At 58.4% G+C, this 7,551-nt stretch carries 11 protein-coding genes; 9 read left to right on the forward strand and 2 right to left on the reverse strand.

Annotated elements, in window-relative coordinates:
- The 3 genes from VF515_04950 to VF515_04960 form a co-directional block, all read left to right on the forward strand.
- Window positions 1–205 (forward strand): hypothetical protein (locus tag VF515_04950; protein HEX7406983.1); only part of this gene is annotated, 205 nt, incomplete at its 5' end.
- A 209-nt stretch (window positions 206–414) separates the two neighbouring features.
- Window positions 415–633, forward strand: a complete 219-nt coding sequence (locus tag VF515_04955) for a hypothetical protein (protein ID HEX7406984.1) — start codon at window positions 415–417, stop codon at window positions 631–633.
- A 73-nt stretch (window positions 634–706) separates the two neighbouring features.
- Window positions 707–976: a hypothetical protein gene (locus tag VF515_04960; protein HEX7406985.1), complete on the forward strand. Its 270-nt coding sequence runs from the start codon at window positions 707–709 to the stop codon at window positions 974–976.
- A gap of 69 nt (window positions 977–1,045) precedes the next feature.
- Here VF515_04960 and VF515_04965 read toward each other — a convergent pair whose 3' ends face one another.
- Window positions 1,046–1,300 (reverse strand): hypothetical protein, encoded by a 255-nt coding sequence (locus tag VF515_04965; protein ID HEX7406986.1) that lies wholly within the window; start codon window positions 1,298–1,300, stop codon window positions 1,046–1,048.
- Window positions 1,301–1,640: 340 nt separating this feature from the next.
- On the opposite strand from VF515_04965, the gene VF515_04970 reads away from it, so the two are divergent.
- Window positions 1,641–2,267, forward strand: a complete 627-nt coding sequence (locus VF515_04970) for a class I SAM-dependent methyltransferase (protein HEX7406987.1) — start codon at window positions 1,641–1,643, stop codon at window positions 2,265–2,267.
- 274 nt (window positions 2,268–2,541) lie between these two features.
- Here VF515_04970 and VF515_04975 read toward each other — a convergent pair whose 3' ends face one another.
- On the reverse strand, window positions 2,542–3,126 hold the full coding sequence (locus VF515_04975) for an XRE family transcriptional regulator (protein ID HEX7406988.1): 585 nt from the start codon (window positions 3,124–3,126) through the stop codon (window positions 2,542–2,544).
- Window positions 3,127–3,293: 167 nt separating this feature from the next.
- On the opposite strand from VF515_04975, the gene VF515_04980 reads away from it, so the two are divergent.
- The 5 genes from VF515_04980 (at window position 3,294) to VF515_05000 (ending at window position 7,406) form a co-directional block, all read left to right on the forward strand.
- Window positions 3,294–3,794: a fasciclin domain-containing protein gene (locus tag VF515_04980; GenBank protein ID HEX7406989.1), complete on the forward strand. Its 501-nt coding sequence runs from the start codon at window positions 3,294–3,296 to the stop codon at window positions 3,792–3,794.
- A 38-nt stretch (window positions 3,795–3,832) separates the two neighbouring features.
- On the forward strand, window positions 3,833–4,075 hold the full coding sequence (locus tag VF515_04985; protein ID HEX7406990.1) for a DUF378 domain-containing protein: 243 nt from the start codon (window positions 3,833–3,835) through the stop codon (window positions 4,073–4,075).
- A gap of 148 nt (window positions 4,076–4,223) precedes the next feature.
- Window positions 4,224–5,519 carry a deoxyribodipyrimidine photo-lyase gene (locus VF515_04990; GenBank protein ID HEX7406991.1) on the forward strand — a complete coding sequence of 432 codons (1,296 nt, stop codon included), beginning with the start codon at window positions 4,224–4,226 and terminating at the stop codon, window positions 5,517–5,519.
- A complete protein-coding gene (locus tag VF515_04995) occupies window positions 5,512–5,994 on the forward strand; it encodes a TspO/MBR family protein (protein ID HEX7406992.1) in 483 nt (160 codons plus the stop codon). The genes VF515_04990 and VF515_04995 overlap by 8 nt, the downstream gene beginning before the upstream one ends.
- On the forward strand, window positions 5,991–7,406 hold the full coding sequence (locus tag VF515_05000) for an SDR family oxidoreductase (protein HEX7406993.1): 1,416 nt from the start codon (window positions 5,991–5,993) through the stop codon (window positions 7,404–7,406). Before VF515_04995 ends, VF515_05000 begins: the two co-directional genes overlap by 4 nt.
- Window positions 7,407–7,551 lie beyond the last annotated feature (145 nt).

Consider the following 7,551-nt stretch of genomic DNA (forward strand, 5'->3'; position numbering starts at 1 on the left):
CGTCGAAGACCACGGTCATCTGATCCGAGCACGTCTCACAAAGCCACGCGTATCGACGCTCGCGTGGTGCGTCAGGAGAAGAACGAAACTGTCCGACGAACACCTTGCCTTCGAGGAGGCGATGAAACCCGGCAGAGCAACTTTGGTTCGCACACTTGGCGACCATAGAACACCGCCCACCCTGATGTTGATTGAGATAGCCTGAAACCCATCGTGCATCGTGACCGGGCTGGCGCACGCAAGCGATGCACGAACTTCGGTGACACCCTACAGTAGAGCGATGCAGACTCGGAATCAGTGATCCGAATCACCGGTGATGAGCCCGAATCGGGAACAGTTTTCCTAGGCTGCACGCCGGTTCGGCATTGAATCACAACCATCAGCGCGCTCTACTTGAGCAGCAGGAGCATCGGCATGGACGGCAAGCCCATCGACGAGACGGACGCAATGTGGGCGCGCAAGGCGATCATGGCCTACCTCGACGGCGAGCACAACTTGAGCTGGATCGTCGGCGTGATAGAAGCCGCTGGCGATGCAGAAGCGGCGCAACACTTCCTTGATGAACTGGGCGGCTACGGTGACCCTGAGCGCCGCGAGGGTCTTCGGCGTAGGCTAGAAGCTGAAGCGGCCTGAGAGGCTGCGGCGCGCCGTTCGACAAGAGCGCCTTCGATCGACCCTTGCAAGTCCCTGAAGGAGGAACGGGTTTATGGCAGAGAACATCCTTGAGAAGGCTGAGACGCAGGTGGCTGCATCCATTCACAGGCTCTCGCGCGCATCGTCTGCGATGGCGGACGCGATCGACGAGAGCGTCGGTGTCATCAAGCACGCTGTCAAGCGGAGCGGCGACGTCGCTGAGGAACTATTGGATGATGCAGCGCAGCGCGTGAAACGTCACCCGGTAGAGACAATGGCAGCGACGTTCGGGCTGGGATTGGTCGCGGGCGTATTCATCGGTTGGATGATCACGCGCAAGTAGCCTGTCACAGCGACGCCTGATTCGAACGGAGTGCTTGTTGGCCGAACGCGCCGCAAAAGGTCAGGTGCTTTATCGTGCCTTGCTCTGCACCAGTTCGATAATCTTGTTGATGACGTCCTTGTTGTCTGGCGTGCAAGGTCGGCGGTCGGCGGTCGATTCGACAAGCGAAACATGGCTTGTGAAGATGTGGTAGTCCAGCGCTCCACAGCGCGGGCACTCGACGATCGTTATGAAGTTTCCGGTCGTGCCCGCGCCGCACCGCAGGCATTGAAGATTGATCAGCTCCTGAGAGACGGCGCACGGGTTGTCTTTCATGTCTTCCACTTCAGCCTCGTCTTAACATCCTTCTGGCAAGCGTGCCTGCACTTGCCCTGTGCCCGCATCGTAAGTGCAACTCAGGGAAATAGCATGAAACGGAAGTAATAGGATCAAACCAAAGTAACTGCGGGCGCGTGGCGGAATCGAGTCCGCCACACCCTCTGCCGCCTCGACAGCGACCGCCTGTAGTGCGTGAGCTGCAACAAGAACTTCAGCGAGGCGGTGAGCAAGAGCCGCTCGTGAGTCCGCGACAACTTGAGGCCCTCGCAATCGCCGCTCGCCCTAAGTTGAGATACCGGCTCCGGCTCTACCCGAGTAGGATATTCGAGCAGTCGGTAAGGGAACGATGGGGATCACTGAATTCATGGCGGCACAGTTGCGCCAACCGAGCGGCTGGTTCGGTTCGCTTGTGATGAGCCGCCTGCTGAACCGGGTCAACAGCCAGATCGTTGATGCAACTCTCGCGATACTCGACGTCAGGGCAGAGCACCATGTTCTGGAGGTTGGGTTCGGGGGTGGTTCCGCGTTATCGCGGCTCGTGACGCGGACGGGAACAGGGCTGGTCGAAGGCGTCGATGTCTCCACTGAGATGGTCAAACGGGCAGAGCACAAGTTCCAGCGGGAAATCGAAGTGGGCCGTTTGCGGGTCCAGCTGGGAGACGTTGTCCACCTGCCATTCCGCAACGCAATCTTCGACCGTATCTTCACGATCAACACTATCTACTTCTGGCCTGATGCTGAGGAAGGAATGGGCGAGGTCCACAGAGTCCTCAAGCAAGATGGAACGGCAGCGGTAGCGATTAGGTCGAAGGAGAAGATGGAGCAGCACGCGGTTTCGAAGCACGGGTTTCGTCTCTTCTCCCCCGATGACGTTGCTGACCTGATGTGCCGAACTGGATTCCGCAATGTCCGCGTCGATCATCGCGATCGGGACAAGTGGTACGACCAAGTGATTGTTGTAGGATCGCGCTGATGGTTCGCAAGAGCTACGAATCGGAGCGTCCTCAGCGTCTCATCACCCGCAGCAGCAGGTCGAGCGGCAGCTCGCGCTGATCGTGCAGTGCGCGCCGTGCCGCAAGGGCTAAGGGCTTCCGCGTGGCGAACAAACGGCGCAAACTTACGTTATGGGCTGTTATCACCATTTACAGTGCCCCGCCACTCTCCCAGGCCCGTTTGTCGTCCAGGTGATTGCGACAACACTGTCGCGCTAGCTTCTTCCGTTTAATGCCTCCGAAGGCTCGGATCTCTTACGGAGCGGTAACGATCACGGCGGTGCTGGGTGTCTTGCCGGCTCGCCGGTAGGCGTGGCGGACGCCTGAATCGAAATAGATCGCGTCGCCCGCATCGAGCGTGTGCGTTTCCGAGCCAATGATCAAATCGATTTTCCCGCGGATCATGTAAAGAAATTCCACTCCGGGGTGCTGATGCATTCGACCCTTGTCTGTCGGAACCGGCTCAAATTCCGCCAGAAACGCATTCAACTTCCGCTCGTTCGCCTTGAAGTCAAGGCTCTCGAAATGGTAGGCGATCTCGCCGCCTCCCGGTCTCTCCGGGAAACGGACCCGATCCTTTTTGCGCACGACCACAACGACACGACGCTTGCGCTCGTCGGCGAAGAAGTAGTCGAGGCCTACGCTGAAGACAAGTGCAATGCGCAAGAGCGTGGGCAAAGTCGGGAATAGTTTTCCACGCTCCAACTTTGACAGCATGGCCGGCGACAGCCCCGTGTGTCTTCCAAGTTCGACCAGGCCCATACTCTTCTTCAGCCGCAATCCCCGGAGTTTCTCTCCCAGCGCGTAGGGCTTCAGGCCTTCGGTGATCGTCTTATTCATCGCCACAACTTCCCCTTTTGACTGCTGGTCAAAGAAACCGCTGGTCCTTTAACTGTCAGTCACACGACTTGCTCCCCGAGAACAGATTGTCATGTTATGAAAACAAGTGTGACTTACAGTTAATAGCGCAACTGGACAAACGGTGCAACGAAAAAGGAGAACCTGAAATGAAGCGGATCGGATTTGCGGTAATCGCAGTATTGCTGTCGAGTTCAATGTTGGCAGTCGCCGCGCCTGCGGGCAAGGGCGCGGCAAAAGATATCGTGGACACGGCGGTTGCAGCGGGGTCGTTCAAGACGCTCGCAACGGCGCTGGCGGCCGCTGACCTGGTGGGAACACTGAAGGGCGCGGGCCCGTTCACGGTGTTTGCTCCCACCGACGAAGCGTTTTCCAAGCTGCCGGCCGGCACGGTGGCAGACCTGCTCAAGCCGGAGAACAAAGATAAGCTGCGCGCCATCCTGACCTACCACGTGGTAGCGGGCAAGGTGATGGCGGCGCAGGTGGTGAAACTCTCCTCGGTAAAAACGGTCAACGGCCAGGACGTACAGATTTCGACCAGTGGTGGCACCGTCAAGGTGAACGACGCCCAGGTGATCAAGACCGACATTCCGGCGTCGAACGGGGTGATCCACGTGATTGACACGGTCATTCTGCCCAACCTGCAGTAACGGCTCGGCAATAACTCAGCAACTGATTGGAGAAGGATATGAAGAAAATTGACGTGATTGCGGCGATACTTCTTGTCATCGGTGGTTTGAACTGGGCGCTGGTGGGAGCGGCGCGGTTTGACCTCGTGGCTACAGTTTTTGGCATGCGCTTCGGCGAAACCTCGGCTCTAAGTTCCGTTGTGTACCTGTTGGTGGGACTCTCAGCCGTATATCAGGCAGTCTCATGGAAGGGAATCCAGCGGCGCTGGGGTGGTTCACCGGCAGTAGCACATGCCCGCTAACCTGCCAGTGCGGGGGGACGGCGCAGCCGCCATCCTCCCGCATTCGACTTCTTGCATGAATCTAATACAGAAGATGAGCGAAGACCCTCGCGTACTGGTACGTCGCGCCGGGACTCCAGACACGGACGGAAGCTGTGTAGTTTACTGGATGCAACGTGCGCAGCGAGCCTGCGACAACCCAGCGTTAGACGTTGCGGTAAATCTGGGAAACGAGCTGGGTAAGCCGGTCGTGGTCTTCTTTGCTCCTGTCCCTTTCTATCCCGGCGCAAACGCGCGGCATTTCCATTTCCTTGCTTCGGGTATTGCTGACATCGCCGACGGACTTACTCGTCGCGGCATTGGGTTTGTGTTCCGGGTGTACCCAGACCACAGCCTTCTCAAGTTCTGTGAACAGGTTCATCCCGCAATCGTGGTTGGGGACGAAAACCCTTTACGAGAGACCGAAGCATGGCGACAAAAAGTCGCTGGTGCCCTGTCGGTTCCGTTCTGGACGGTCGATGCGGACGTGATCGTTCCATCCAGGCTGTTGGGACGAGAGCACTACGCCGCCAGAACGATCCGACCGCGTCTCCTAGAGCTACTTCCGAAGTTCTTGCAGCCGCCGGACAATCCAGTAGCTCGTGTACTTTGTTCTGCGCCGCCGCAGCTGTCTTCGTCGAATTGGCAAGAGGATTTCACGCGCGGCTGGACTCTCGATCGCTCCGTTGCACCGGCGACCGCATGGCGAGGAGGCAATCAGGAGGCGGTGCGTCGACTCGATGACTTTGTCCGGGAAAAACTAGCCATCTACCCCGAGGGCCGAAATCGGCCGGAGAGCGACAACACCAGCCGATTGTCTCCATACCTCCACTTCGGGCACATTGGACCACAATCGATTGCGCTCCGGGTGCAACAAGAGGATTTACCGGAGACGGCAAAGCAAGCGTTTCTTGAGCAACTCATCGTCCGCCGGGAACTGGCCGTCAATTTCGTTCGATTCAACCCTGTCTATGACTCGATGGAGTGCCTGGAGCCCTGGGCAGACCGGTCGTTTGCACGGCACTCCTCGGACCGCCGCCCCATCGTATATTCCAAGGAACAGCTCGATAATGCAGAAACGCACGACTCGCTGTGGAACGCGGCGCAGAAGGAGATGGTGTTAACCGGGTGGATGCACAACTACTTGCGCATGTACTGGGCTAAGAAGATCCTGGAGTGGAGCCCGTCGATTGCATCGGCGTATCAGCGCGCCATCTGGCTGAACGATCGATACGAACTCGACGGACGCGATCCGAATGGTTATGCCGGCATTGCGTGGGCAATCGTAGGCAAGCACGACCGCCCATGGTTCGAGCGTCCGGTGTTTGGACAGGTGCGGTATATGTCGCTCGCCAGTACCGGCCGAAAGTTTAACTCCAAGAGTTACATCGAGCAGATCGCGAAGCTGGAGCGGACACATGCCTAGAGACTGGCTTGCCCTCCTCATCTTCGTTGGAATATGTTTCGCAGTGGCTGCGAGCGGATCGGTATTCACGTCGGGATCGGTGAAAACCTGGTATCCGGGTCTGCTCAAGCCCGCGGGTACCCCGCCGCCATGGGTTTTCGGCCCGGTGTGGTCAACTCTCTACCTGCTGATGGCGACGTCAGCCTGGCTGGTTTGGCGGCAGCGAGTTCACGAACATGTAGGGCTGGCGTTGATGCTGTTTTCGACGCAATTGATCCTCAATGGACTTTGGTCTTATATCTTCTTCGGTCTGCGGCGGCCCGGAGCGGCCCTGATAGAAATCATCGTGCTGTTGCTTGCAATCGCTGCCACAGCCATGAGGTTTTCGGAACATTCAGGCTTAGCGTCTTGGCTGATGACACCCTATCTCGTCTGGGTAACGTACGCTTCCTATCTGAACCTCGGAATCTGGCGCCTGAATAAAGGCGCCTCATGAGGGTCCTGGTTACTGGCGCGTCCGGTTACATCGGACGGCAACTGGCAGAAAAACTCTCAGCAGCGGGTCACGACGTCGCCTGCATGGTGCGCGATACCGCGCGCGCTCCCCAGCTTCAACCACAAATCAAGTTTGTTGAGGCAGACGCACTGCACGCCAAGACGCTTCCTTCGGCGCTGGATGGAATCGACGTCGCTTACTACCTCATTCATTCGATGTCGGGGCGGGTCGAGGGGTTTGAAGAGAGAGACCGGCAGGCTGCCTACAATTTCGCTGCCGCGGCAAAGCAGGCTGGGGTACGCCGGGTGATCTATCTGGGGGGTCTGGCGTCGACAAGAGCCGCGGTCTCGTCGCACCTGAAGAGCCGGCACGAGACGGGCGCGGTGTTGCGGAAGTTTGGGCCGCCTCTCGTCGAACTGCGGGCCGGCATCATCGTCGGCAATGGCAGCACTTCGTTTGAAATCATCCGCTGTCTGACAGAACGCCTCCCAGTCATGATCTGCCCTCGTTGGGTGGTGACAAAGACTCAGCCGATAGCGGTAAGCGATGTTCTCGAATACCTGGAAGCTGCGCTCCACCTGCGTGACGCCGTGGAAGAGCCTATTGAAATTGGCGGCTCGACCATCGAGACCTATCGCAGCATGATGCTTGCTTATGCGCGGCACCGCGGACTTCGCCGTTTGCTGATACGCATTCCGGTACTGACTCCGCGCTTGTCGTCGTACTGGTTGGATTTCGTCACACCAGTGCCGCCGGCAGTATCCCGCCCGCTCATCGAGGGCTTGAGGAGCGAGTCGATTTGCACCAATACGCTTGTGGCCCGGCTGTTTCCTTCGATCCGGCCGATCTCGTACGACGCGGCTGTCGAGGAGGTCCTCAAGAGAGCCGCACCTTCGATGTCGCTGCCGAGCATGGGAGGAGCGTCGCACCGGACATTTCGCGCCGAGGGGATCATCTGCGACGTCAGGGAAACGATCATCGATGCTCCACCCGACCGCGTGTTTGAGTTGATCGAAAACGTCGGCGGCACGAACGGGTGGTTCTACGCGGGCTTCTTGTGGAGTGCCCGTGGCTGGGTTGATCAACTGATCGGCGGCGTAGGCATGAAGCGTGGCCGGCCACGAGCCTCCGGTATTCAAACGGGCGATGCCGTCGACTTCTGGCGAGTAGAACGTGCCGAAGCCCCGAGCACGGTGCTTCTCCGGGCGGAAATGAAGCTGCCTGGCGAAGCATGGCTGCAATTCAACCTTGCGTCACAACCCCAGGGCCGCACACTTCTGCGCTGCTGCGCATGGTTCCAGCCTCGCGGGCTGGCCGGAGAAATCTATTGGTGTGGGCTGTACCCGGTGCATGCGATGATCTTTGCCGGCATGCTGAGAGAGATCAAGAAACACGCCGAAACCGGCACATAGGCAGCGCGCGAAAGCCGAACGCGCGAAAGCCGAACTCGCCAGATACCTGTTGATAATGTATGGTTCGCCGCGCCGCTGCAAAGGGAAAGTTCGAAAGAAGAAAGCCAGTCTGCCGCAAATGAATCCTGTGATGTTGACGGTCAAG

The organism is Candidatus Binatia bacterium, assembly GCA_036382395.1.
Classification (GTDB): domain Bacteria; phylum Desulfobacterota; class Binatia; order HRBIN30; family HRBIN30; genus JAGDMS01.